Annotated in this window: 2 protein-coding genes; both read left to right on the forward strand. The window is 63.9% G+C overall.

Going from position 1 to position 1,355, the window contains the following annotated elements; translation table 11 throughout:
- The first annotated feature begins 131 nt into the window (after window positions 1–131).
- Window positions 132–959 (forward strand): CbbQ/NirQ/NorQ/GpvN family protein, encoded by an 828-nt coding sequence (locus tag BQ17_RS00210; protein ID WP_089723749.1) that lies wholly within the window; start codon window positions 132–134, stop codon window positions 957–959.
- A partial coding sequence (locus BQ17_RS00215; protein WP_218067979.1) for a hypothetical protein occupies window positions 943–1,355 on the forward strand: 413 nt, incomplete at its 3' end. The genes BQ17_RS00210 and BQ17_RS00215, both read left to right, overlap by 17 nt.

Genomic DNA, 1,355 nt, shown 5'->3' on the forward strand with positions numbered 1-1,355 from the left:
AAATCCTGTGAATCCTGTACCATTGGACAAAAGCACGAATCTCGAAGAATTGCTCGTAGCGTTCAACCGGAAGTTCATCACGATACATTAGGTACTACCAAAGCCTACATCGAACGACTTGGTTGGAGCCCATGCACGTGATACAGCAGAGCGCAGAGAGGAAAGCCGAGCCCACCGGCGACGCTCGGTCGATCTTCTACCGGCCCCAGGGTAACGAGGTCGCTTTGTTCGAGAACGCCTTCCGCAATCGCCTGCCCCTGATGATCAAGGGTCCCACTGGCTGCGGCAAGACGCGGTTCGTTCGGCATATGGCCGCTCGGCTCGGCCGGCCGCTCCACACCGTGGCTTGCCACGACGACCTCACCGCAGCGGATCTGGTCGGCCGGCACCTGATCGGCGACGACGGGACCTTCTGGAGCGACGGTCCCCTGACCCGGGCGGTCCGTGAGGGGGCCATCTGCTATCTGGATGAGGTGGTGGAGGCACGCAAGGACACCACGGTGGTCCTGCATCCGCTCACCGACGATCGGCGGATCCTGCCCCTGGAGCGCACCGGCGAGACCTTGCACGCACCCGATGGCTTCATGCTCGTGGTCTCCTACAACCCGGGCTACCAGAACTTGCTCAAGGGCATGAAGCCGAGCACCCGGCAGCGTTTTGTGGCGGTGAGCTTCGATTTCCCCGCACCTGCGTCGGAGATCGAGATTCTCGTCTGCGAAACCGGCATCGACGAAGCGAGGGCGCAGCTTCTGGTCAGACTTGCGGGGGCCTTGCGGGCGCTCAAGGACCACGACCTCGAGGAAGCGGCATCCACGCGCCTGCTGGTCTACGCGGCTACCCTGATCACGAGCGGCATGGACAAGCGCGACGCCTGCCGCGCCGCCTTGGCCGAGCCTCTGACCGACGACGCCGAGACCATCGCCGCCCTGGCAGAGGTTATCGATGCCACCCTCTCCTGAACCGCGGTCGGACTCGACGCCCCCGGCGCAGCCGGCCGGCATCCGGCTCGCGATTGCCGCGGAGGCATTGTATCTCGCCAACCTGCTGGTGATTCCCGTCATCGCGTTTCTGATCCTGGGAGTACTCTTTCTGCGTTGCGATAAAGCAACCCCACCGCTCGCCGCTGCTCACGTCAACCAGACCTTCTCCGCCAGCCTGTGGGCGGGGATTCTTCTGGTCGTCGTCAACGCCTCGATCCTTCTGCTCGGGGGCTACGAGGGCATCCACACCTGGACCCTGGTGATCCTCTACTTCACGACCTGCCATTCGGCCCTGGTGCTGTTCGGCGTGGTCGGCCTCGCCAAGGCCATGGCGGGACAGTGCTGGCGGTTCCCTCTGGTGGGGAGGCCCTTGCC

It is taken from the genome of Candidatus Thiosymbion oneisti, assembly GCF_900092655.1.
Lineage (GTDB): Bacteria > Pseudomonadota > Gammaproteobacteria > Chromatiales > Chromatiaceae > Thiosymbion > Thiosymbion oneisti.

Bases quoted from the DNA above. Each gene is read 5' to 3' on its own strand.
- BQ17_RS00210 (WP_089723749.1), top strand. From the start codon at position 132: ATGCACGTGATACAGCAGAGCGCAGAGAGGAAAGCCGAGCCCACCGGC.